General features: G+C 69.0%; 20 protein-coding genes and 1 riboswitch. Of the genes, 6 read left to right on the top strand and 14 right to left on the bottom strand.

Features of this window, described 5'->3' with window-relative positions; genetic code table 11:
* Positions 1-5 precede the first annotated feature (5 nt).
* The gene (locus AB0E90_RS33405; RefSeq protein WP_360414920.1) at positions 6-548 is read right to left on the bottom strand and encodes a GNAT family protein; all 543 of its coding nucleotides are present in this window, start codon (positions 546-548) and stop codon (positions 6-8) included.
* A gap of 102 nt (positions 549-650) precedes the next feature.
* Between AB0E90_RS33405 and AB0E90_RS33400 the strand changes: the two genes are divergently transcribed.
* Positions 651-1670: a hypothetical protein gene (locus AB0E90_RS33400; RefSeq protein ID WP_360414918.1), complete on the top strand. Its 1020-nt coding sequence runs from the start codon at positions 651-653 to the stop codon at positions 1668-1670.
* Between the two features lie 3 nt (positions 1671-1673).
* Here the strand turns inward: AB0E90_RS33400 and AB0E90_RS33395 are convergent, their stop codons facing one another.
* Together AB0E90_RS33395 and AB0E90_RS33390 are read right to left on the bottom strand one after the other, a co-directional pair.
* Complete coding sequence (locus AB0E90_RS33395) at positions 1674-3332, bottom strand: sulfatase-like hydrolase/transferase (RefSeq protein WP_360414916.1); 1659 nt, start codon at positions 3330-3332, stop codon at positions 1674-1676.
* A 63-nt stretch (positions 3333-3395) separates the two neighbouring features.
* Entirely contained in the window at positions 3396-5615 is a 2220-nt protein-coding gene (locus AB0E90_RS33390; protein WP_360414914.1) for an EAL domain-containing protein, read from the bottom strand.
* 96 nt (positions 5616-5711) lie between these two features.
* Here AB0E90_RS33390 and AB0E90_RS33385 point away from each other — a divergent pair, with 96 nt between their 5' ends.
* From AB0E90_RS33385 to AB0E90_RS33375, 3 genes are all read left to right on the top strand, one after another.
* Positions 5712-6314 (top strand): TetR/AcrR family transcriptional regulator, encoded by a 603-nt coding sequence (locus AB0E90_RS33385; RefSeq protein WP_360414912.1) that lies wholly within the window; start codon positions 5712-5714, stop codon positions 6312-6314.
* 2 nt (positions 6315-6316) lie between these two features.
* Positions 6317-8053, top strand: coding sequence for an ABC transporter ATP-binding protein (locus tag AB0E90_RS33380; RefSeq protein WP_360414910.1), 1737 nt, complete (start codon positions 6317-6319; stop codon positions 8051-8053).
* Positions 8054-8168: 115 nt separating this feature from the next.
* Positions 8169-10073, top strand: coding sequence for an ABC transporter ATP-binding protein (locus tag AB0E90_RS33375; RefSeq protein WP_360414908.1), 1905 nt, complete (start codon positions 8169-8171; stop codon positions 10071-10073).
* Between the two features lie 74 nt (positions 10074-10147).
* Here AB0E90_RS33375 and AB0E90_RS33370 read toward each other — a convergent pair whose 3' ends face one another.
* Both AB0E90_RS33370 and AB0E90_RS33365 read right to left on the bottom strand, forming a co-directional pair.
* Positions 10148-12274 (bottom strand): Calx-beta domain-containing protein, encoded by a 2127-nt coding sequence (locus tag AB0E90_RS33370; protein WP_360414906.1) that lies wholly within the window; start codon positions 12272-12274, stop codon positions 10148-10150.
* A gap of 15 nt (positions 12275-12289) precedes the next feature.
* Positions 12290-12368, bottom strand: a riboswitch (cyclic di-GMP riboswitch).
* 231 nt (positions 12369-12599) lie between these two features.
* A complete protein-coding gene (locus AB0E90_RS33365; protein WP_360414904.1) occupies positions 12600-13802 on the bottom strand; it encodes a hypothetical protein in 1203 nt (400 codons plus the stop codon).
* A gap of 123 nt (positions 13803-13925) precedes the next feature.
* Here AB0E90_RS33365 and phoA point away from each other — a divergent pair, with 123 nt between their 5' ends.
* A complete protein-coding gene (phoA, locus tag AB0E90_RS33360; protein WP_360414902.1) occupies positions 13926-15272 on the top strand; it encodes an alkaline phosphatase in 1347 nt (448 codons plus the stop codon).
* Between the two features lie 38 nt (positions 15273-15310).
* Here phoA and AB0E90_RS33355 read toward each other — a convergent pair whose 3' ends face one another.
* From AB0E90_RS33355 to AB0E90_RS33335, 5 genes are all read right to left on the bottom strand, one after another.
* Positions 15311-15514 carry a ferredoxin gene (locus tag AB0E90_RS33355; protein WP_360414900.1) on the bottom strand — a complete coding sequence of 68 codons (204 nt, stop codon included), beginning with the start codon at positions 15512-15514 and terminating at the stop codon, positions 15311-15313.
* Positions 15511-16779, bottom strand: a complete 1269-nt coding sequence (locus AB0E90_RS33350) for an NADH-ubiquinone oxidoreductase-F iron-sulfur binding region domain-containing protein (protein WP_360414898.1) — start codon at positions 16777-16779, stop codon at positions 15511-15513. Before AB0E90_RS33350 ends, AB0E90_RS33355 begins: the two co-directional genes overlap by 4 nt.
* On the bottom strand, positions 16776-17372 hold the full coding sequence (locus AB0E90_RS33345) for a ferric reductase-like transmembrane domain-containing protein (protein ID WP_360414896.1): 597 nt from the start codon (positions 17370-17372) through the stop codon (positions 16776-16778). The genes AB0E90_RS33350 and AB0E90_RS33345 overlap by 4 nt, the downstream gene beginning before the upstream one ends.
* Before the next feature lie 177 nt (positions 17373-17549).
* Entirely contained in the window at positions 17550-18461 is a 912-nt protein-coding gene (locus tag AB0E90_RS33340) for an FAD:protein FMN transferase (protein WP_360414894.1), read from the bottom strand.
* A gap of 1 nt (position 18462) precedes the next feature.
* Complete coding sequence (locus AB0E90_RS33335; RefSeq protein WP_360414892.1) at positions 18463-18729, bottom strand: hypothetical protein; 267 nt, start codon at positions 18727-18729, stop codon at positions 18463-18465.
* A gap of 175 nt (positions 18730-18904) precedes the next feature.
* Here AB0E90_RS33335 and AB0E90_RS33330 point away from each other — a divergent pair, with 175 nt between their 5' ends.
* Positions 18905-19753: an alpha/beta hydrolase gene (locus tag AB0E90_RS33330; RefSeq protein ID WP_360414890.1), complete on the top strand. Its 849-nt coding sequence runs from the start codon at positions 18905-18907 to the stop codon at positions 19751-19753.
* Positions 19754-19866: 113 nt separating this feature from the next.
* Here the strand turns inward: AB0E90_RS33330 and AB0E90_RS33325 are convergent, their stop codons facing one another.
* The 4 genes from AB0E90_RS33325 to AB0E90_RS33310 all read right to left on the bottom strand — a co-directional run bounded on the left by AB0E90_RS33325 (position 19867) and on the right by AB0E90_RS33310 (position 23394).
* Entirely contained in the window at positions 19867-20487 is a 621-nt protein-coding gene (locus AB0E90_RS33325) for a response regulator transcription factor (protein ID WP_360414888.1), read from the bottom strand.
* A 119-nt stretch (positions 20488-20606) separates the two neighbouring features.
* A complete protein-coding gene (locus AB0E90_RS33320) occupies positions 20607-21749 on the bottom strand; it encodes a sensor histidine kinase (protein ID WP_360414886.1) in 1143 nt (380 codons plus the stop codon).
* Positions 21746-22561: an ABC transporter permease gene (locus AB0E90_RS33315; RefSeq protein WP_360414884.1), complete on the bottom strand. Its 816-nt coding sequence runs from the start codon at positions 22559-22561 to the stop codon at positions 21746-21748. Before AB0E90_RS33315 ends, AB0E90_RS33320 begins: the two co-directional genes overlap by 4 nt.
* On the bottom strand, positions 22558-23394 hold the full coding sequence (locus AB0E90_RS33310; RefSeq protein WP_360414882.1) for an ABC transporter ATP-binding protein: 837 nt from the start codon (positions 23392-23394) through the stop codon (positions 22558-22560). Before AB0E90_RS33310 ends, AB0E90_RS33315 begins: the two co-directional genes overlap by 4 nt.
* Between the last annotated feature and the right edge of the window lie 44 nt (positions 23395-23438).

Here is a 23438-nt window from a genome sequence, read left to right as displayed (position 1 = left end):
GGAGCTTACCCTTTCCACTCCGGCGCGAGAACCGCCCAGATCTCGGTGTCGTACCGGACGTCCTTCCAGAGGTAGCTCTGCCGCAGGGTGCCGTCGAGCTGAAGGCCGACGCGGCGGGCGACGTTGGAGCTGGCCGTGTTGTCGGGGCGGCAGTGCCACTCGATGCGGTGCAGGCCGCGGGTGTGGAAGGCCCAGTCGATCAGGTGCCGGATCGCGGCGGTGATCAGGCCGCGGCCGGTGGCCGCCGGTTCCAGCCAGCAGCCGACCTCGGCGACGCCGAAGACGAGGTCGAAGGAGACGAACATGACGCCGCCGACCAGGGTGCCGTCGAGCCAGATGCCGTAGATGCGGCCCTTGTCGGCAGCCTGTTTGTCGGCGTAACGCTGCAGGGTGGCGCGAGCCGACTCCAGATCGGAACTGAGGCTGGCCCAGGGAATCCACGGGTCGACGGTTTCCCGGGCGCGGTCCATGTGGGCGAGGAATTCTTCGGCCTGCCAGGGCTCCAAGGGCCGCAGCGCGGCGCCGTCCCCGAGATCGACGCTGTACACGCGGGAAGCCTACGTCTGCCGTCCAGGCAATTTTCACCTCTCGGCCGCCCATAGATCGGAACCTTCTTAAAAGATTTAGCCTGATCGATCTAAGGAGCGGGCATGAGGGTCAGAATCGTGGCGGCGGCAGTCGTCGTGGTCACCGGCTTTTTCGCGGCACCGGCACAGGCGGCGCCGTCGCGGGCCGAGGTGGCGCTGCGGTGGGCGCCGATCCATTACCAGGACGTGGATGCGACCGGCAGCCACGCATTGAGCGGCAAGTCGGACTTCATCACCCGGTACGACTACGACAACAACCTGATCGGCACCGACAACTGGGATCACGCCGGGCAGAGCATCACCGCGGCCGCCTATTACTCGGTGGCCGAGACCAGCAGCCACTGGTTCATCACGTACTTCTTCTATCACCCGCGCGACTGGATCGATCACCCGTTCTTCGAGGGCGAGCACGAGAACGACGGCGAGGGCCTCACCGAGATCATTGAAAAGGACGGCTCCGAGTACGGCGTTCTGCGCGCCGCCGTCACGGTCGCGCACAGCGACTTCTACTCCTACGCGCCGGCCGGCAGCACGTGGACCAACGGCAAGGAGACGATCGACGGGACGCTGCAGCTCAAGGCGTCCACGCACGACTCGTTCCCGCACCCGGTGACCGCGCAGGAGGCGAAAGGACACGGGCTCAAGGCCTGGCCGCAGTACGACATCAACGGTGACGGGATCGTCTATTACCCCTCGCTGACCGCGTCGGAGGCGCCGAGCGGGGCGGACGACCGGGACGTGCAGTATCAGTTGATCGACATCTTCGCCGACGGCGGGATGTGGGCGCAGCGCAACAACGCGAGCCTGTTCGCGTCGCTGGGCACGTTCAAGGGCGACACCTCGGGCGACTGCGGCGTCGGCACCTATTCGTGCACCACGAACTCGGCCAACGCGCCGTGGGGCTGGGACGACGGCAACGACGTGCCGCTCCGGGGGGAGATCGCGACCGACCCGGCGAAGCTGTCGGCCGAGTACTTCACGGTGCCGGGGACGCTGTCGCGGTCGTACACCTACAACCCGTACAGCAGCGCCGCGGCCGCCCTGAAGCAGGCCGCCGCGACGCTGCCGCGGACGATCGACTAACGGTCAGTGCAGCCCGCCCTGCGGGCTGAACGCGGTCAGGAAGTTGTCGCGGAACTCGTTCATGGGCCACACCGGCGCATCCGGCGCCGGTGTGAGCCCGGTCGTCCAGCCCCAGCCGGCGATCCGGTCGAACACCTTCGGGTCCTTGGCGATGATCGAGATCGGCACGTCTTTGCTGGCGTTCTGGCCGACCACCACCGAGGCTGGCTGGTGGTCGCCGAGGAACACCATGACCAGGTTGTCGTTGCCGTACTTCTCGACGTACGAGGTGAGCGAGTCGACCGAGTAGGCGATCGATGTGGCGTACGCCTGCTTGATCCGCTCGTTGTCCTTCCACACGCTGCCGGCGCCCTCGGCCGAATTGATCATCGGGCCGTAGACCGAGCCGTCGCCAAGCTGCTCCCAAGGCAAGATCGTCGGCAGCGGCGCCCACGGCGTGTGGCTGGAGGTCAGGGTGATCTCGGCGAGCAGCGGGCCGCGGTTCTTCTTGGCGTACTCCAACTGCTGGAACTGCTTCATCACGTACTGGTCGGGCATGGTCGACCAGCTCAGCGCCGGGCCGTGGTAGTCCAGCGTGTGCGAGTCCCACACCTGGTCGTAGCCGTAGAACTGCCCCTCCGGCCAGGCGAACGTGACGCCGGGCTCGACTCCGACCGTACGGAAGCCGGCCTTTTTGAAGGCCCGGGTCAGGGTGAGCCGGTCGGTGTTGACCAGGCTGCGGTAACGCTGCTGGTTGTCGATCCACAGCCCGGACAGGAACGTCGAGTGGGCGAGCCAGCTGCCGCCGCCCGCGGTCGACGAGGTGAGGAAGCCGCTGCGGGCGGTGAACCCCTTCGCCGCGAGCTTGGTGTCGTCCGCTTTGAGCTGGGTGAGCACCGCCGAGTTGAAGTCCGGGTTCTCGACCGCGTCCCGGCCGTAGCTCTCGACGAAGCTGACGATCACGTCCTTGCCGCGCAGCGCGTTGAGCATCTGGGCGTCCGGCATGTCGCGGAACGCGTCGACCGTGACCTCGCGTTCGAAGGCCTTCTTGTCGGCGATGTCCTGCGGCACCTTGAGCGCGGTGTCGCGGGCCAGGTCGGCGGCGGCCTGCGCGGCCACCGGGATGCCGCCGATGATCTGAATGCCGAGGACGGCGAGCACGACCCACGCGGAGGCGAACGCGAAGACCGCGTGCCTGGTCGGGCGGGCGTGCTCGGCGAGCAGCCGCGACAGCCGCCGGACCGACAGGGTGGTGAAGGTCAGCAGCGCGGCGACGAGCAGGAGGGCGCCGGCCGCCACCCCGAACGCGCCGGGCTTGCTGATCGAGTCCTCGAGGAAGTGGTAGCCGTCGGGGAACAGCACCCAGTCGAGAACCGGGTCGAACTCGCGGGCCAGCACCGCGTAGAACGCCATGTCGACGATCTTCACGACGGTGAGCAGGCCGAGCGTGAGACCGAGGAGGGTGGCGCCGATGCGCCGGATGCGCTCCGGCAGGGCGAGCAGCACGGCGATCGCCACGATCGCCTCGATGGGAATGCGGACCAGCCCGTTCAGCCAGAAATTGCCCGGTGGGAGCCGGGTGATCTGGTCGGGCATGACGAGCTCGAGGAAGACCAGGAGCGCGGCCAGTGTGGTGACCAACGCGCCGCCGACACGGCGCGATCGGTGCATGATCTGGGACAACTCGGGTTCCTTACCGCCGACTACTACTTGCCTCAAGGTAAACGGCGGGCGCGGGGGCTTGGTTCACCCCTGCGCGGCGGGAGCGTGCAACATGTCCAGAATTCCGCCGGGCTCGGCCGGGCGGCCGAACAGGTAGCCCTGGCCGTGGTCGATGCCGAGCCGGCGCAGCGTGGCCCACTGCTCGTCGGTCTCGATGCCCTCGGCCACGGTCTGCATCTTCAGCGCCGCGCCGAGGCCGGCCACCGCGTCCACCAGGGCGACGTCGTCCTCGTCGATGTGCACCTCGTCGACGAACGTCTTGTCGATCTTGATGACGTCGACCGGGAGCTGCTTCAGGTAGCTCAGCGACGAGTAGCCGGTGCCGAAGTCGTCGATGGCAAGCCGGACGCCGAGCCCGCGCAGCGCGTGCAGGGTGTCCTTGGCCAGCTCGATGTCGGCCATCAGCATCGACTCGGTGATCTCCAGGGTGAGCGAACCGGCGTCGAGACCCGCGTCGGCCAGGGCCTGCTCGACGTCGCCGACCAGGCCGGGGTCCTGGAACTGCCGGGCCGAGAGGTTGACGTTGACGTGCAGGCCGGCGGCGGCCGGCGACTCGGCCCGCCAGCGGGCCAGCTGGGCGCAGGCCTGCCGGAGAACCCACCGGCCGAGCGGAACGATCAGGCCGTTCGCCTCGGCGCCGGCGATGAAGTGGTACGGACCGAGCAGTCCATCGCGGGGATGCTGCCACCGCACGAGCGCCTCGACCGCGATCAGCCGCTGCGAATTCATGTCCACGACCGGCTGGTAGAGCACCAGGAACTCGTCGTGCTCGAGCGCGTGCTCGATGTCGGCGCGCTGCTGCGCCTCCTCCAGCACCGACATGGTCATCGTCGGATCGAAGACGGCGTACGCGTTGCGGCCGTTCCGCTTGGCCGCGTACATGGCCAGGTCGGCGTTGCCGAGAAGCTGCTCGGCGTCTTTGCTTTCGCCGGCGCCCTTGGTGCTGGCTATGCCGATGCTCAGGGAGCAGGTGACGTCCCGGCTGCCCAGCCGGATCGGCTCGCGGGCGATGGTCAGCAGCCGCTCGGCGAGACCGGAGGCGTCGGCCGGGTCGAGATCGTGCAGCAGGATGGCGAACTCGTCGCCGCCGAGGCGGGCCAGCACGTCGTCGGGGCGCACCACCGCGCGCAGCCGCTCGGCGATGGTGGTGAGCAGCTCGTCACCGGCGCTGTGCCCGAGGTTGTCGTTGACCAGCTTGAAGTCGTCGAGGTCGAGCAGCAGGACGGTGACCGGCAGCTCGCCGCCGCGCTCGACCGCCTCCTCGAGCTTCTGGCGGAACTTGACCCGGTTGGGCATGCCGGTCAGCGAGTCGGTGAACGCCTGCCGGCTGAGCTGCATCTCCAGCTCGCGTCGAGCGCCGATGTCGCGCAGGCTCACCACGATCGCCTGCAGCTCGACGCTGTTGATCCAGTTGGTGCCCATCACGTCGACGTAGACCCACTCGCCGGACGTGTGGCGCAGCCGGCTCTCCACCCGAAGGCTCTGCCCGATCGGCAGGGCCAGCATCTTGTTCAGGAAGTCCTGCAGCTCCGCCAGGCGGTCGACGGTCATCACCCGGGCGATCTGGGTGCCGGTCAGCTCGGCCGCATCGAGACCGAGCAGCTGCTTGATCGACCCGCTCACGTACTTCAGAGTGCCGTCCCGGCCGACCGCGAGGACCGTGTCGGCGGATGCCTCGAGCAGGGTCTCGGCACGCTTCTCGGCCGTGCGGCGGCGCGATTCCAGACGGCGGCGGCTCTGCGCGGTGATCGCGGTCAGGCCGACCAGGGTGGCGAGTTCGCCCGCCAGGAAGAACGTGGTGGCCGGGCCGGCGCCGGTCTGCCACGGCAGCAGCACCACATAACACAGGACGCAGAACGCTCCGAAGACGACCACGGTACGCGGGGTGAACAGGGCGGCCAGGGTGATCAGCAGCAACAGCGCGCCGGGGACGTAGACCATCATCCCGGCCGGGTCGGCGACGGCGAAGAGCCCGAGGATCGGGATCTCGGCATACCACCAGAGCAGCAACCGCTTGCGAATATTCTTGCTGCGGATCAGCCGGCGCCAGGGCAGCTTGATCGCGGCAATCTGGACGACCACCGCGGTGAACACCGGCACCAGCCACCATCGGCTGTCCGAGTCCCAGCTGAGCGCCACCCGGACGGCGCCGATCAGCGTGCCGAGCGCGGCAATGACGGTGCCGATCCGGATCTGACGAACCCAGTAGTCCGCCGTGTGATCGTCTACCTCGAGTCTCGGCACGAGCGCTTCATCGGCCGGGCCGCCGCCCACTTGAGCGGAACACCCATGACAAATGTCAGTGGCTGAGTGAGTGCTCGCTCAGTTAAGGTTCCCCACGTGGAAAACAGGCGCAGAAGAGTTCCGGCGCTCGCGCCGGAGGAACGCCGCGCGGCCCTGATCGCCGCGACGATCCCGCTGCTGCACGAGCACGGTCTCGAGGTCAGCACGCGGCAGATCGCCGCGGCCGCCGGCGTCGCCGAGGGCACCATCTTCGGCGTCTTCGAAAGCAAGAACTCGCTGGTCGTGTGCTCGGTGATCCAGGCGCTCGACCCGCAGGACACCCTCGGCGGACTGGCCGCGATCGACCAGTCGCTCCCGCTGCGCGAGCGGATGGCCGAGGCGGCCGAGCTGATCCACGCCCGGATGGCGGAGAACGCGGCGCTGATGAGCGCCGCACGCAAACTCATCCTCGCCGGGCAGAACGACCCCGACACAGCCAAGCGGATGGCCTCCAGCCGGGAACGGCTCAAGGACGCGCTGGTCGAGGTCATCGAGCCGGACGCGGCGCTGCTGCGCCAGTCGCCCGAGGCGGTGGCTTCGATGCTCCTGCTCTTCTGCGGCGCCAATACGTACGGGCCGTTCGGCGACCCGGACAACTTCATCGGGGCCGACCTGGTCTCGCTCCTACTAGACGGCTTTCTCAAGCGGGGGGCTCAGTAGACGTGCTTCTGAAATTGCTTCGCGCCCACCTGGCGCCCTATCAGGGCACGATCGCGCTGGTCGTGTTCTTCCAGTTCCTGCAGACCCTGGCCACCCTCTACCTGCCCACGCTGAACGCCGACATCATCGACAACGGCGTCATCAAGGGCGACACCGGCTACGTGATGAAGATCGGCATCTGGATGCTGGTCATCACGGTCGGCCAGATCGCCACGCAGATCGTGGCGGTCTACTTCGGCGCCCGGACCGCGATGGCGGTCGGCCGCGACCTGCGATCCTCGATCTTCCGCCGGGTGCAGACCTTCTCGGCCCGCGAGGTCGGCCAGTTCGGCGCCCCGTCGCTGATCACCCGCACCACCAATGACGTGCAGCAGGTGCAGATGCTGGTGCTGCTCACGTTCACGCTGATGGTGTCGGCGCCGATCATGTGCGTCGGCGGCATCGCGCTCGCCCTGCACCAGGACGTGCCGCTGTCGTCGCTGCTGCTGGTCATCGTGCCGATCCTGATCGGGGTGGTCACCCTGATCGTGCGGGCGATGCGGCCGCTGTTCCGCTCGATGCAGGTGCGCATCGACAAGGTCAACCGGATCATGCGCGAGCAGATCACCGGCATCCGGGTCATCCGCGCCTTCGTCCGCGACGACCGCGAGCAGGAGAGGTACGCCGGGGCCAACGCCGAACTGACCGACGTGTCGATGCGCGCCGGCAAGATCATGGCGATCATGTTCCCGACCGTGATGCTGATCGTGAACATCTCCAGCATCGCGGTGCTGTGGTTCGGCGGGCACCGCATCGACTCCGGGCACATGCAGGTCGGGGCGCTCACCGCGTTCCTCAGCTACCTCATGCAGATCCTCATGTCGATCATGATGGCGACCTTCATGTTCGTCATGATCCCGCGCGCCGAGGTCTGCGCCGAGCGGATCGAGGAGGTGCTCGGCACCGACTCCACCGTCGTCCCGCCGGTCGCCCCGGTCACCACGCTCAGCCGGCACGGCTACCTCGAACTGCGCGACGTCGACTACCACTACCCCGGCGCCGAGGCGTCGGTGCTGCACGACATCAACCTCACGGCCCGGCCGCGCGAGGTCACCGCGATCATCGGGAGTACGGGCAGTGGCAAGACCACGCTGCTCAACCTCATCCCGCGGCTCTTCGACGCCAGCGACGGCGAGGTGCTGGTCGACGGCGTCAACGTGCGCGAGCTCGAGCCGGGCCTGCTGTCCCGGTCGGTCGGTCTCGTCCCGCAGAAGCCGTACCTGTTCACCGGCACGGTCGCCAGCAACCTGCGCTACGGCAATCCGGAAGCCACCGACGATCAGCTGTGGGAGGCGCTCACGGTCGCGCAGGCCAAGGGCTTCGTCGAGAAGATGGAGGGCGGCCTGGAAGCGCCGATCGCGCAGGGCGGCACCAACGTCTCCGGCGGGCAGCGGCAACGGCTCGCGATCGCCCGGGCACTGGTGCACCGGCCGGAGATCTACCTCTTCGACGACTCGTTCTCGGCGCTCGACTACGCCACCGACGCGGCGCTACGGGCGGCGCTGACCGACTACATCGCCGACTCCACCGTGGTGATCGTCGCTCAGCGGGTCAGCACGATCCGCGACGCCGACCGCATCATCGTGCTGGACGACGGCAAGGTGGTCGGCACCGGCACGCACACCGAACTCATGGACACGAACCCGACGTACCGGGAAATCGTTCTTTCGCAATTGACGGAGCAGGAGGCCGCGGCATGACCGAGCGCAGCGAGTGTCTTGATCGCGTCCTGGTTTCTAATTTTGTCGGAGGCAGAGTATGACCGCGCCCACTCGGAGGCCAGGGCCGCCCGTAGGCGGGCCGCCGGCCGCTCGGATGATGATGGCTGGGGGCAAGTCCACCGAGAAGCTCGAGGACTTCCGTGGCTCCACGCTGCGACTGCTCAAGCTGCTCAAACCACAGCGGGCGCTGCTCACCGCCGCGCTCCTGTTCGGCATCGGCAGCGTCGGCCTGACGGTGTGGGGGCCCAAGCTGCTCGGCAAGGCCACCGACATCATCTTCTCCGGCGTGATCGGCAAGCTGTTCCAGCCCGGGACGAGCAAAGCCGAAGCCGTCGCCGCCATGCGCGCCGCCGGCAACAACACCCAGGCCGACCTGCTCTCCGCGGTCGACTTCACCCCCGGGCAGGGCATCGACTTCACCCGGCTGGCGCACCTGCTGGCCTGGGTCGTGGTGGTCTACCTCGTCGGGTGGATGCTCGGCGTGCTGCAGGGCCGGCTCATCGCGACCATCGTGCAGAGCAGCGTGTCCCGGCTGCGGCGGGACGTCGAGGCCAAGCTGTCCCGGCTGCCACTGTCCTATTTCGACCAGCAGCCGCGCGGCGAGGTGCTCAGCCGGGCTACCAACGACACCGACAACATCGCGCAGACCCTGCAGCAGACGTTCGCCCAGCTGCTCAACTCACTGCTGATGATCATCGGCGTACTCGCCTTCATGTTCTGGATCTCCTGGCTCCTCGCCCTGATCGCGCTGGTCACGGTGCCGGTCTCGATCCTGATCACCACCCAGATCGGCAAGCGGGCCCAGCCCAACTTCGTGTCCCAGTGGAAGACCACCGGCCAGCTCAACGGCCACATCGAGGAGATGTTCACCGGCCACTCGCTGGTCAAGGTGTTCGGCCGGCAGGACGAGGCGCAGGAGACCTTCGACCAGCACAACGAGAAGCTGTTCGCGTCCAGCTTCCGGGCCCAGTTCATCTCCGGCCTGATCCAGCCGGCCATGATGTTCATCGGCAACCTGAACTACGTGCTGGTCGCGGTCGTCGGCGGCCTTCGGGTGGCCAGCGGCTCGCTGTCACTCGGTGACGTGCAGGCGTTCATCCAGTACTCGCGCCAGTTCAGCCAGCCACTCACCCAGGTCGCGTCGATGGCCAACCTGGTGCAGTCCGGCGTCGCCTCGGCCGAGCGGGTGTTCCACCTGCTCGACGCGAAGGAACAGAGCCCCGAGCCGCCCGTGGCCGGCCTCGACCGGGTGCAGGGCCGGATCGCGTTCGAGGACGTGTCGTTCCGCTACCTGCCGGACAAGCCGCTCATCGACGACCTGTCCCTGTCGGTCGAACCCGGCCAGACCGTCGCCATCGTCGGACCCACCGGCGCCGGCAAGACCACCCTGGTCAACCTGCTCATGCGCTTCTACGACGTGGACTCCGGCCGGATCACGATGGACGGAACCGACATCGCGGCGATGCCGCGCGAAGAACTGCGCGAACACATGGGCATGGTGCTGCAGGACACCTGGCTCTTCGGCGGCACGATCGCGGAGAACATTGCGTACGGCGCGGACTCGTTCGACATGGAATCGGTCAAGCGGGCGGCCGAGGCGGCGCACGTCGACGCGTTCGTCAAGATGCTGCCGGACGGCTACGACACGATCATCGACGAGGAAGGCTCGAACGTCAGCGCCGGGCAGAAGCAGCTGATCACCATCGCCCGCGCGTTCCTGGCCGAGCCGAGCATCCTGATCCTCGACGAGGCCACCAGCTCGGTCGACACCCGCACCGAGGTGCTGATCCAGAAGGCGATGAACACCCTGCGCAGCGGCCGCACCAGCTTCGTCATCGCGCACCGGCTGTCCACCATCCGCGACGCCGACGTGATCCTGGTGATGGAGCAGGGCAGCATCGTCGAGCAGGGCACCCACGACGGCCTGATCGAGGCCGGTGGGGCGTACGCCCGGCTCTACTCGGCCCAGTTCGCCCAGGCCGTGGCCGAGGTCGACTGATTTCTTGGCAAAAGGCGACGGGGGCGGCCGAATGGCCGCCCCCGTCTTCGTCGGGTCAGGTGTTGCTAGATCACTTACTTAACGGTGATCTTCTTCTGAGCGGAGTAGCCGCCCGCGATGCCGTTCGGCGTGTAGCCCTGGACGAACGCCCGGACCGTCAGCGCACCGGAAGCGTTCTTGCCGCTCCACTTGAACTGGCCGTTGCTCGCGGTAACGCCCTTCCAGGTGTTGACCCACTTGCCACCGACCCACTTCTGGACGATGACGACCTGGCCGACGCCCTTCGGCGTGCCCTGGACGGTGAAGGTGACCATGCCCTTGGCGCTGGAGACCGCCGAGAACACCGGCATCTGGGTGACGCGGACCCACTTCTCGTCCGAGGTGTCTCCACCCGAGGCAACCTTGAAGCGGTAGCCCTGCATGATGGTCCGCTTGAACCAGAACTCGCCGTCCTTGTCCGCCTTGGTGCTGGCGACCTTCATCAGATCCGGCTCGCTCGCCGAGATCGGAGCGGCCCAGAGGTCCACCGTGGCGCCGGCCTCAGCCGTGCCGGAGAGCGGAACGTCTACGCCACCCGTGCTCCAGGTCGGAGCCTTGAGGGTGAGCTCCACCGCGGGCGCGTTGCCCTTGATGGTGACCCAGCCTTCCTTGACCGTCGCCCCACCGAAACCGGTGCCGGAAACGATGACGGTCTTGTCGGACTGCGGGTGGCTCGGCTTCGACGCGGTCAGCGTGCCCAGCTGCACCTTCGAACCGCTGGCGGTGCCAGCCGGAACGATCGGCGACATGTTCGCCGGCGGCATGAAGTCGCTGGTCGAAGCCGGGTGGTCGCCGCCGCCCATGAAGCTCAGGTTGAACGGCGTGTCCGACTGCGAGATGCCGGTGGTGGTGCCGGTCAGAGCGACGGAGCCGCCCTGGTCGACCGTGGCGTTGTCCACCTCGAGCTGCGGCGCCTTGTCGTCGTTCACCAGCGTGAGCTTGCTATTGACCGCCGCCTGGCTGCCCAGGATGCTGGCCGCGATCGTGCCGGCGTTCGGCACGACCGAGAGGGTCGCGGTCTCGTCCGGCTCGAAGATCGAGTCGCCGTTGATCAGGATGAAGCCGTAGCCGGTGTCCTTGCCGGCCGCCACGGTGGCCGTGGTCAGCGCCAGACCGTAGTCGTTCGTGCCGACGCCCGAAGGCGCGTTCGTCACGACGAACTGACCCGAGTCCGCAGTGATGTCAGTAGAGCTGACGGTGAAGGTCGCGGTCGACTTGGTCGGGTTCGAGAGCTTCACCTCGACCAGTGCGGCCATCGGCCCGTCGCCCTCATCCATCTTGATGTCCGAGATGGTGTAGGTCGGCTTCGCATCGTCATCCGTGATGGTCTCGGTGAACGGCCCTCCCGGAGCTACTACGGCGCTGGCATTCGTCGTGCCTGCCAGGTAGAAATGGTCGAGCGCGATCTCGAAGGTCTCATCTCCTTCGTAGGAGGTGTCACCGTTGACGTCGACGGTGAACGTCTTCGACGTCTCACCGGAGGCGAAGTCGAGGGTGCCGGTAGCGCCCTTGAAGTCCGTGCCGTCGGTCGCCGTGCCGGCGCCGACTGCCGCGGTCCAGCGCAACGACGTAGCGGCCTGCATGCCGGGCGACAGATTCACCGAGTAGGTCTGCGCGTGCCACCCGCTGTTGCCTTCCGGAGCCGCAGCCGGCGTGATGTTCACCGTCGGTGCGGTCTGAAGATCGGTGATGGTGCCTACCGACGTCTTCACTGCCGTGGTGGTGCTGGTGGCAGTGTCATAGATGTTGAGGTTGACGGTCTCGGGGCCCTCGTAGAGGTTGTCATTCAGCGTCGTGACACTGAGCGTCGCCGTCCACGCTGTGGTCGCGCCACCCCACGTGATCGTCTGCCCGGTCACGGCGTTGTAGTCCGAGCCCGCCTTGGCCGTGCCATCGCTCGTGCTCCACGTGACGCCCGTCGGGGCGGCCACCGTAGAGGAAGTCACGCTGAAGGTGAGGGGCGACCCCTCACTCGGCGTGTTGGGCGTGATCGTGAGGTCGCCGGCCACCACGGCGAACGCCGGTGACGGGACCATCACTGCCGGCACGAGGCCGATTGCGCCGGCCACGGCGGTCGCCAGGACCGTCCGGCTCAGCTTCTTGCCACGCAGCGTGAACGGAACCGAGCCGCTCTTGGCCGCATGGGCTTCTTGATAGCGCATGTTTTTTCTTTCTCCTTCGGCGGCTGGGCTACCTCCGTCGGGGAGGCCCCTAGCTTTGCGTCCCCGCGTTGCCGCGGGTTTGCCTGTTCGGGTACCGCACCTGAGGGGCGGCTCGGGGCGCCGGTTGAACCGGCGGGGCAGCGCGGACCGAATGTGAAGATCCGGCCGGATGCTGCGCCATCCGTAATCTAACCGGGCTATTGCCCCGTTACCGGCGGAATGCGTTTTTCCGTGCAAATCGACCGAAGACGACGATGTACGTCGCTTGACCGGCCACCAGGTGACATGTCTGGCGTGCGGAGAACCACGCGCGCCGGTCCGTAATCTAGTCCCCAGAAATCGGATTAAATCCGGAACGCGTTTTTCGACCGCGGCAACCTGATACGGCGCGAGCCAGCCAAGGCCCCGTACCCATCAGTAGGAAGAAGGTGAGCAACGGCAGCCGCCACCACCGGGAGATCTCGCGCGGGGGCGCCGCCGAAGGCGACGGCTGAGCGGTCTTCGACCAGGCCAGGAACGCGTCCCCGATCGGAACCAGGCCGAGCGCGTAGCGCCGCGTGTGCCAGGTGTCCGCCGGCACGCCCAGCACCTCGCCGAAGTTGGCCAGCCCGTCGGCGACGGACTCGTCGCCCTGCACCTTGGCCGCGCCGACCGTCACCACGGTCGCCGACAGGCTGATCCCGAGCGGCAGCGGCCCGGAGTCGGCATCGGCCGGCCCGTCGGTCCCGCGCGGGTACTCCCGCACCGCCGGCCCCAGCCCCAGCGGCGTGACCAGGAACAGGTCGCGGAAGCGGAGGTACTGCCGGCGGGCGAAGTCCGGATCGATCTCACCGAGGAAGCGGTGGATCATGCTCTGCGAGGTGCCGCGCGGCCCGGAGGTGGGCGCGCCGGTGCCGACGTCGGCCGTGTGCGGGATGAGCCCGGTCGCCGGGTCGAGGTCGGCGCGCACCCCGGTCAGCCACCGTGACACGGTCGCGCCGAAGCGAGGCGTCAGCAGCCGGTCGTGCAAGGCGAGCGAGGCGACCGCGACGGTGGAGTCGACCGGCCAGGCCTGACCGGGGTAGGCGGCCAGGAACGGGGTCGGCGAGGCATCGAAGGCCGCGGCCAGTTCGGCGGAGTCGCGTTCGAACTTGGCGGTCTCGACCGCATCACCAGGCTGGCGGGCGAGAATCTTGCCACGCAGCCAGTTGACCCAGCCGCGGTAGAAGACGCCGTAGGCGGGGACGAGCCCGGGATCGAACGGCTCGCGCCCGGCATCCGATTCGAGCCGGCTCAGGGCCCAGCGTGCGGCATCCAGGCCACCGAGATCCACTTCGGTCAGGCCGTAGAGGGCGTACAGAAAGAAATAGCCCTCCGGGAACTGACCCTGCGCCTTCTCGGCCGCGCCATCCTCCAGCGCGGATCGCAGGAACGTCAGCTGACGCCGTACCGAAGCAGGGGTGTCCGGCGGTGCAACCAGCCGGACCGCGCCGACCAGCGCGACCACGCCGATCATCGCGGCCGTCAGCAGTCGCAGCACCCGAGCCATCGGCCGATCTTAAAAGCCGCACGCTCGTGTTCGCCGACACGTCAACCGGCGTCCACCCACAGGCAACTCACAGCTGATGACGTGCACGTGACCACCCATTCACACATATTGGAGTGCGCATCAATGAATGTTCGTGGACGCGTGGCCATGGCCGTCGCCGCCACCGCGCTGGTCGCGGTGCCGACCGGCGCGCTGGCCTCTGACGCGCACCAGGACCGCACCCAGGCCGCCAAGCAGGCCATCAAGGGTGGCCAGGCCCGTAACGTCATCCTGTTGATCGGTGACGGCATGGGCGACAGCGAGATCACCATCGCCCGCAACTACGAGGTCGGCGCGAACGGCCGGCTGGCCATGGACAAACTGCCGCTGACCGGCGCATACACCACCTACGCGGTGCAGAAGGCGAACCCGGCGCTGCCTGAGTACGTGACCGACTCGGCCGCCTCCGGCACCGGCTGGGCCACCGGGCACAAGTCCTACAACGGCGCGATCTCGGTGCTGCCGAACGAGAAGCCGGTCCCGACGATCCTGGAGCTGGCGAAGGCCGCAGGCTACAAGACCGGCGACGTCTCCACCGCCGAACTGCAGGACGCCACCCCGGCCGTGCTCGGCTCGCACGTGATCAGCCGCAACTGCAAGGGCCCGGACGCGATGGCCGAGTGCGTCGTCAACGACAAGCTCAACGGCGGCGCGGGCTCGATCGCCGAGCAGCTGGTGCAGACGAAGCCGGATGTCCTGCTGGGCGGCGGCAAGCAGTACTTCGACCAGACCGTGAAGGCCGGAAAGTACCAGGGCCTGACCGTCACGCAGCAGGCGCAGGTCAACGGCTACCAGATCGTCACCGACGCGGCCGGCCTCGCCGCGGCCAGCCCGAACAAGCCGATCCTGGGCGCGTTCGCCAAGAACAACATGGATGTGGAGTGGGTCGGCCCGACCCCGACCAAGACCGGCACCACCCCGGCAAAATGCGCAACCAATTCCGCGCGTACGGCGACGCAGCCGCACCTGGTCGACATGACCACGAAGGCGCTGGACGTGCTGGACAAGCAGACCCGACACGGCAAGAAGGGCTTCTTCCTGCAGGTGGAGGGCGCCTCGATCGACAAGCAGGACCACGCCGCCAACCCGTGCGGCCAGATCGGTGAGACGGTGGCGTTCGACGCCGCGATCAAGAAGGCTCTCGACTACCAGAAGTCGCACCCGGACACCCTGGTGGTCGTCACCGCCGACCACGGCCACACCAGCCAGATCGTGGAGACCACCACGCTCGGTTACACGGCCACGCTGATCACGCACGACAACGCCAACATGACGATCTCGTACGCCACGGCGGAGATCACCGGCTCGCAGCAGCACACCGGCACCGAGGTGCGGATCGCCGCCAGCGGCCCGCAGGCGGCCAACGTGCTCGGCGTGACCAACCAGACCGACCTCTTCTTCACCATGAAGCGGGCCCTGGGCCTGCGGTAATTGCGGTCATCGGAAGGGGGGCCGGGTGGCCCCCCTTTCTACTTTTGAACCAGCCGTAACGCCAGCATCGGGCAGCGGTCCACGGCCTGCCGGGCCGCGCCCTCCAGGGCCGGCGGAATCGCGCCCTGCCCGTCCCGGATCACCGGGAACCCCCAGTCGTCCTCGGTCAGCACCTCTTCGAGCAGCTCGGTGCAGACACCGCGCCCGTCGCAGGCCGTCCAGTCGATGTGCAGCCGGTTCATCGCAGTCCCTCCGTCGCCAGGCAGCGTCCGTGCAGGTGCGCCACCACGTCCGCCTCGAAGGCCCGCATCGCGCTGAGAACCAGCCGGGCGGTGCCGTCCGGATGCCGGCAGGCACCCCGCCCGGTGACCATCCGGGCCAGTCGTTCCACTTCGGTCGCCAGCCCCGGATGCGGGCGCCGCGCGGCCAGATCGGCGAGAGTGCCGGCCATCCGGGGCAGGCCGTTGACGCAGGGTCCACACTGGCCGGCCACCTGGTCGGCGAGGTATCCGGCGATGCGCGCCGTCTCACCCAGACCGCAGGCGTTGCGCGGCAGCGCAACCACCACCCCGGCACCGGGCGACGCTCCGTAGGGCTCCAGCGCCCGCCGGCTCACCGGCAGCGCCGGGTCGGCCGGCGCCCATCCGCCGTGGTAGCCGCCGATCAGGACGGCCTGCAGATCCATCGTCGCGCCGCCGGCCGCCGCGATCAGATCGCCGAGCGGCACGCCGTAACCGGCCTCGACCACGCCGGGCCGCCGCACCGCGCCACTGACCGTGGCCAGGAACGTGCCCGGTTCATCGGGTGTGCCGGCGGTCAGGAACCAGCCGGCGCCGTAGCGGGCGATCAGCGCGAGGTGCGCGAGCGTCTCCACGTTCTGCACGAGAAATCCGGCTTCGACGATCCGGACCCGCTTGTCGGTCGGCACCGCCCCGCTCCCATTGATCGCCGACACCACGGCCGATTCCTCGCCGGCGACGAACGCGTCGGGGGCGGCGTGCAGCTCGACTTTGATCCGGTCGAGCCCGGCTGCCTGGCGGGTGGCCAGCAGCGCTTTCAGCGGCGCGAGCGCCGCCTTCGGCGCATAGAGACGGGCGGCGCGAGCTTTCGTTGCGGCCAGGGCCAACTGCAACCCATCGAGTACGAGGTTCGGCTGGTACGTCAGGAGCGCGCGATCCTTGCCGCTGGCCGGTTCGCCCTCGGCCCCGTTGGCGATCACCACGCCGCCGGGCGTGACCGCGGTGAGCTTGCGCCACACCGGGAAACCGGCGCCGCCGCGGCCGGTGAGACCGGAGTCCCGGGCCATCCCGATGATCTGGCTGCCGTCCAGGATCGGCAGCCGACCGTGCCGGGCCAGGTGGGCGTCGAGCCCCGCCTCCCCGTTGAGCCCCGCCTCCCCGTTGAGCCCCGCCTCCCCGCTGATCCCCGCCTCCCCGCTGAGCCCCGCCTCCCCGTCGAGCAGCCGCCGTTCCACCCGGCCGGCCGGTGCTTGCGCCACGCTGGTCATCGGACCTCCTCCAACTGCTTGTCCGGCCGCAGCCGTGCGGATACCTGCCGGTCGGCCCGCGCCGGGAACCGGCTGAAGTTCGGCGAGATCCGCCAGGCCAGGGCGGCGACCACCACGAGCGTGCAGGCGATCGAGATGGCCCACAGCCACCAGGTGCCGTTGTCCGAGCCGGTGCCGAGCCCGTGGGCGAGCGCGATCGGCCAGCACAGGTAGGCGAGCCAGTGCACGGCCCGCCAGGCGCGGGCGCCGAGGCGCTGCCGCAGCAGGCTGGTCACGATGATCGCGACGAGCAGGTCGAAGCCGAGGGTGCCGAGCCCCTGCCAGAACGGCCGGTAGTTGCCGACGAACGGCAGAACGAAGTCAAAGAGCCGAAGCTGCGCGTACGGGTCGAACAGCAGGCTGATCACATGGCCGGCCACGAACACGACCGAGAGCAGGGCCGCGTTGCGGTGCAGCAGGCTGACCGCGAACCGGGGCAGGCCGAACGCGGGTTTGCCCGAACGCGAGCCGATGCCGAGCGCCACCACCACGGTGAGCAGCACGAGCGAGACGACCCCGCTGCCGCGAGCGAAGTACCAGAGCGCGTCGCTCATGACGGCTGGGCCTCCTTTGTCATGCCCTTCTGGCCCTCGCCTGCGAGGCCGTCCGCAACTCCGGCTGAGTGCCGCTCGGTGCAGGCGGTCATGACGGAACCTCCTTTGTCATGCCCTTCTGGCCCTCGCCTGCGAGGCCGTCCGCAACTCCGGCTGAGTGCCGCTCGGTGCAGGCGGTCATGACGGCCATCCCAACCGCAAGACGTCCAGGTCCGGCGTGACGAGACGGCTCGGCGCGCGGCCGAGCAGGTCCGGGGCGGCGTGGCCCCGTACGATCGCGGCCGTGCTCAGGGTGTTGGCGTGCAGGCAGCTGTAGGCGGCCACCGACACGGTCCGCCACACCGGCGCCGCGGGCCGCCCGGTCGACGGGTCGATGATGTGGTGCAGCTGTTCGCCGGGTCGGCCCCAGGTGCGGCCGGCCGTGCTCGAGGTGGCCAGGGCCGCTCCGGCCGGCAGATGGATCACGTCGGCCGGATCGCCCGGCCGGTCCTGGACCAGGATCTGCCAGCCACCGGCCGGCGCGATCCCGGCGGTGGCGATGTCGCCGCCCAGCGCGACCAGCACGCCGATGCCGAGCTCGGCGGCGACCTGCGCGGCGGCCCGGTCGGCCGCCACCGCCTTGGCCGTGGCGCCCAGGTCGAGCAGCACCCCGTCGGGCACGGTCAGTTCCCGCACCGAGAGCTTCACCGACCGCCAGTCCGGGGTCGGGAAGACCCGCACGGCCGGTGCCACCTCCTTGCCGGTGAGCAGGGCGAAGTCCCGGTCGTAACCGAGCCCGCACAGCGCGCCGCCGACGGTCGGGTCGACGGCGCCGCCGGTCTCCCGGGCCGCGTCGAGGGCCGACGCGACCAGGTGAGCGAGTAACGGGCTGACCGTGACCGGGTGGCCGCCGGCCCGGCAGGCATAACGCAGTTCGGAGTCGTCCCGGAACCGGCTGCAGGCCGCGTCGACGGCGGCCAGTTCGGCCCGGACGAGGTTGGCGGCGGCGTCGAGCCGGGCCGGGTCGGTGACCACGATCCGGGCGACGGTGCCCCAGACGCCCCACTGCGCGGTGTCCGCGCCGACCGGCAATGTCTCCACGAGCGGCATGTCACGACCCTCCCGAGGTGGCCTGGCCACCGCTGCTGCTACTGCTGCTGCTGTCGCTGTTCCCGGAGAGGGTGGGGTAGTCGTCGCTGGTGCTGCTGCTCGACGATGAGCTGCTGGAATCGGCGTCGGAAGTGGTGGTGCTCGTGGTGGTCGAGGTGTTGTCGGACGCGTAGGCGGCCACGCCGATCCCGGCCGCGCCGGCCAGGCTGGCCGCGATCAGTGCGCCGGTGAGCAACGACGTTCGCCGCAGTCCGGTTTCCCGTTTCATCTGCACGCTCCCCCTTCGTTGATGGCTCAACAAAGCGTGCGCGCCGGTTCTCGCCCAGACCTGTGCGGATCCTTCGCACTTCCTGTGAAGCCCAAAGTTAATACCTGGGTCCTACCGACCCGGGGGCCCGACTCTCTAGGTTGAATCTCGAAGCCAGAACTAAGGAGCCGCGCCGATGTCCGAGATTCCGCAGCACACCCTTGACGAGATCGCCGCAGTCAACGCGACCGGGCTCACCCCGGTGGTCTTCATCCACGGCCTGTGGCTGCTGCCGAGCAGCTGGGACAGGTGGGCCGAGGTGTTCAAGGCGGCGGGCTACGCGCCGATCACCCCCGGCTGGCCCGACGACCCGGAGACGGTCGCCGAGGCCAAGGAGCACCCCGAGGTGTTCGCCGGCAAGACGGTCGGCCAGGTCGCCGACCACTACGACGAGATCATCGGCAAGCTCGACAAGCAGCCGGCCGTGGTTGGCCACTCGTTCGGCGGTCTGCTCGCGCAGATCCTGGCGGGTCGCGGTCTGTCCAATGTGACCGTGGCGATCGACGCGGCCCCGTTCCAGGGCGTGCTGCCACTGCCGATCTCGGCGCTGCGCGCGGCGTCGCCGGTGCTGTCCAACCCGACGAACTACCACAAGGCGATCCCGCTGACCTACGAGCAGTTCCGCTACGCGTTCGCCAATGCGGTCGACGAGGGCGAGGCACAGAAGCTGTATGAGGAGTTCGCCGTCCCGGCTCCGGGCGCGCCGCTGTTCCAGGCCGCGGTGGCCAACTTCAACCCGTGGTCCGAGACCAAGGTCGACCACGACAACCCGCAGCGGGGCCCGATGCTGCTCATCTCGGGCGAGAAGGACCACACCGTCCCGCCGGCGATCACCGAGTTCAACTACAAGATCCAGCAGAAGAACACCGGCATCACCGAGTTCGCCGAGATTCCCGGCCGCGGCCACTCCCTGACCATCGACAGCGGCTGGCTCGAGGTCGCCAACACGTCGCTGGCCTTCGTCCAGCGCTTCGCCGAGCGCTAACCACCATGCGGCCAAGCCGCCTGGCCAGGCTGGGCGGCGCGGCTGGGCGGCGCGGCTGGGCGGCGCGACTGGGCGGCGCGACTGGGCGGCGCGACTGGGCGGCGCGGCTGGCGTCAGAGCAGGCCGTGTCGCATTGCGGTGGTTACCGCGGCGGTGCGGTCGGCGACGTCGAGCTTGTTGAAGACGCGCAGGAGGTGCGTCTTTACCGTGGCCTCGGCGATGAAGAGCTGCTTGCCGATGTCGGCGTTGGTGTGGCCCTGCGCGACCAGGCGCAGCACCTCGGCCTCCCGCGCCGACAACGCGGGCGGCGCCGGCTGCCGCACCTGACGCACCAGGGTGGAGGCCACGCTCGGCGCCAGCACGGTCTCACCGCGCGCGGCCGCGCGCACGGCGTTCGCCAGTTCGGAAGGAGATGCGTCCTTGAGCAGATAACCGCTGGCCCCGGCCTCGATCGCGCGCAGGATGTCGCGATCGGACTCATAGGTGGTCAGCACCATCACCCGGACGCCGGGAACGGTGGCGAGGATCCGCTCGGTGGCGGAGACGCCGTCGCCGCCGGGCATGCGCAGGTCCATGAGCACGATGTCGGGCCGCTCGGCCGCGGCGAGCTCGACACCGGCGTCGCCGGAGCCGGCTTCGCCGACGACGGTGAGGTCCGGTTCGGCGTCGAGCATCCCGCGCAGCCCGAGCCGCACCACGGGATGGTCGTCCACCAGCACGATCCGAATCGTCACGCTGCGCTCTCCTTCGAGCTGTTGCCGGTAATGCGTGCGGGACGCCACGCGAGGCGGGCGAGACGCCGGGGGGTGCGAGCGCGGCGCGGGGCGAGCGGGACGCCGCGCGGCGCGGGCTGTCACGCCGGCACCTCCAGCTCGATCGTCGTGCCCATGGCCGGGTCGCTGTGGACGGTCAGGGCGCCCTCGACCTGGCACGCGCGGGCGCGCATGCCGTTCAGGCCGAAACCGTCGGCGGCGGCCGGGTCGAAACCGCGGCCGTCGTCGCGCACGACCAGCCGCACCGAGGAGGGAGCATAGGCGAGGAGCACGGCGGCTTCCTGCGCGGCGGCGTGCCGGCGGACGTTGGTGAGCGCCTCCTGGGCGGCCCGCAGCAGCACCACCTCGACGGCGGTCGGCAGCGCACGCTCCGAACCGGTGACGCGCACGGTCGCCGGGGTGCCGGTCTCTTCGGTGAATCGAGCGGCTTGACGGCGTACCGAATCGGGCAGTGAGCCCTCGGCCAACGCGGCCGGAGTCAAGGCAGCCACCAGGGCCCGCGACTCGGCCAGGTTTTCCTTTGCGGTGCGCACGGCGAGGGCCAGCCGTTCGTCGCGCAGCGCCGGGTCGGCCGCCTGGAGCAGGGTGATGATGCTGGTGAAACCCTGGGCCAGGGTGTCGTGGATCTCGCCGGCCAGCCGGGCCCGCTCGGCCGCCACACCGGCCTGGTGGGACAGGCGGGCATTCTCGGCCCGGCTCTTCTCGAGTTCCTCGATCAGGTCGGCCCGCTCCATGCTCTGCGCGATCACCCGGGTCGTCCAGAAGCCGAGCCAGATGCCGGTGGCGATGGAGATCGCGGAGATCAGCAGGTCCATCGGGACCAGGCGTGGCTCCTCGAAGAAGTTGACCGTGGGGGTGACGAGGTTGACCGCGATCACCGCCGGGACGGCCACGCGCATCTCCACGAGCTGGAAGAACAGCGGGATGATCGCGAACAGCATCCAGGTGACGAAGGGCGCCGCGGCCACCGCAACCGCGAAGAACCCGATCTCGCCGGCGACGACGACCACGTTGAGCCAGTCCTCGCGGCCCTTGACGATCGCCCGGTGCCCGACCGCCGCATAGAGCGCCACCATCGCCGCGACGGCCGCCGCGGCCACGAGCCGCCGCCAGAACGCGTGATCGTCGGCGACGACCACGGCCCCGGCGACCGCGACGGCGACCACGGCGAAATAGGCCTCCCACCACCGCAGGTAGCTGCTGTGCTCGTGACGATCGGTCACCGGTCGCGCTCGCTCCAGCGGAAGGTCATCAGGCACAGCACCAATCCGACCACACACCACACGCCGAGCACCAAGGCCGTGCGCCCGAGCTCCCACTGCCCGGCCGCTTCGTAGACCTTCATGCTGTCCGGCAGGAAGACGTGGCGGAACCCCTGGCTCATCCACTTGACCGGGAAGAACGACGCCACCGTGATCAGCCAGGAAGGCAGCTGGGTGATCGGGTGGATGAACACGCCGGAGATGAACTGCAACGCCACCAGCGGCACGTTGAGGATCGCGCCGGCCGAGCGGGCATGCTTGACGATCGCGCTGACCGCCACGCCACAGAGTGCGCAGGCCGTCGTCGACAGCACGAAGAGCCACGCGAAGGTCAGCCAGTGCGCGGCGTCCGGCAGCGGCATGTCGAAGACCAGCGCGCCGACCAGGATCAGGGTGGCCGACTCGGCGACGCTCAGCACCAGGACCAGGACCAACTTCCCGATCAGGTACGCGGTCGCGGTGATCGGCGTGCCGTGCAGCCGCTTCAGGGTGCCGTCCTCGCGGTCCATGGCCAGCCCGGAGCCCATCGTGACGAAAGAGGTGGAGAGAATCCCGTACGCGATCATGCTGGCCGCGTAGACCTGGCTCGCGCTGACGCCGGTCTGGTCGTAGGAGTCCCCGAAGATCGTGCCGAACAGGAGCAGCAGCATCGCCGGGAACGCGAACGTGAAGATCACCGCGGTCCGGTCCCGCATGAATTGGAGCAGTTCGACCCGGCCCCGGCTCAGGCCGATCGTCAGATTCGAGGGCAGGGCAACGGTGGCGGCGGTCATCGGTTCGCTCCGATCAACTGAAGGTAGGTGTCCTCGAGCGTCGGACGGGTCACGGTGAGCGTGGTGAGGTCGGCCTCGTCGGCGACCAGCTTGCGGATCAGCTCGGTCGGGTCGGCCACCTGCTCGGTGTGCTGCACGCCCCCGTGCCGCCAGCTGACCTTCGCGCCGGCTGCGGACCGGCCGCCCAGCGTGGCGGGGGTGCCCTCGGCGACGATCACGCCGTCGGACAGGACCGCGAGCCGGTCGGCGAGCGCCTCCGCCTCTTCGAGGTAGTGCGTGGTCAGCAGGATCGTGGTGCCCTCGGTGGCCAGCGTGCGGATCAGGTCCCAGAACTGGCGGCGGGCGGCCGGGTCGAAACCGGTGGTGGGCTCGTCGAGGAAGAGCAGTTCGGGGCGGCCGACGATGCCGAGCGCTACGTCGACGCGGCGCCGCTGCCCACCGGACAGCGCCCGGATCTTGCTGGACTTCTTCTCGGTCAGCCCGACCAGGTCGATCACCTCGGCGGCCGGGCGCGGGCCGGGATAGAAGCCGGCCACGTGCCGGACCATCTCGGTGACGGTCAGGTCGGCGGCGTCGTCGGTGTCCTGCAGCACCACGCCGATGCGGGCCCGCCAGTTGCGCCCGGCCGTGCCCGGGTCCTCGCCGAGCACGCTGACCTCGCCGCCGGTGCGCTTGCGGTGGCCTTCGAGGATCTCCACGGTGGTCGTCTTGCCGGCGCCGTTCGGGCCGAGCAGCGCGAACACCTCACCGCGGATGACACTGAGATCTATGCCCCGGACCGCGTCGTGCCCGCGGTAGGTCTTGCGAAGTCCCCTGACTTCAATGGCGTCCATGCATGCCATCGTGCGTGTTGATCACGGTCCGCCGATAGGACCGG

This window comes from Actinoplanes sp. NPDC026619, assembly GCF_040638295.1.
Classification (GTDB): Bacteria; Actinomycetota; Actinomycetes; order Mycobacteriales; family Micromonosporaceae; genus Actinoplanes.
Note: the sequence above shows the minus strand (reverse complement) of the source record. Positions and strands in the feature narration are given on the sequence as shown.